The organism is Scandinavium hiltneri (assembly GCF_024764835.1).
Taxonomy (GTDB): domain Bacteria; phylum Pseudomonadota; class Gammaproteobacteria; order Enterobacterales; family Enterobacteriaceae; genus Scandinavium; species Scandinavium hiltneri.
Genome location: NZ_JALIGE010000025.1, coordinates 1 through 431 on the forward strand (window position 1 = coordinate 1; position 431 = coordinate 431).

Consider the following 431-nt stretch of genomic DNA (forward strand, 5'->3'; position numbering starts at 1 on the left):
GTTTCATCCGTTAAATCCCCATCTTGATGGTCAGTTAGTTGTCCAACAATCAGCCGCACAACTTGGGTGGCAAGTTTATCAGAACTTCCCGCATAGAGAGACAATATTTACCCAACTATGTTTCGGTCGCATCTGAAAACTTTTCGCGCAGGCGGTCCAGTGCCCGCTTGTAGCGCATTTTCGTCGCACTCAGACCCATGTGCATGATATCCGCTATTTCCTGAAACTCCAGTTCCGCTACGAAGCGAAGAACCAGAATCTCCCGATCTATCGGATTGACATGGACGAGCCAACGATCCAATCCGCCCCGCTCCTCAACCTTCGGCGACTTCTCCTCGGAAGCCTCCTCCAGCGGGTCGAGGCTGAGCGCATCCATCAATCGGCGCTTGCGGCGCTCCTTGCGGTACTGCGTGATGCACTCGTTGTACGTG

General features: G+C 53.4%; 1 protein-coding gene. It reads right to left on the bottom strand.

What is annotated here, in order from left to right:
- Positions 1-115 precede the first annotated feature (115 nt).
- Positions 116-431 (bottom strand): RNA polymerase sigma factor SigX (gene sigX / locus MUU47_RS00105; RefSeq protein WP_258986105.1); only part of this gene is annotated, 316 nt, incomplete at its 5' end.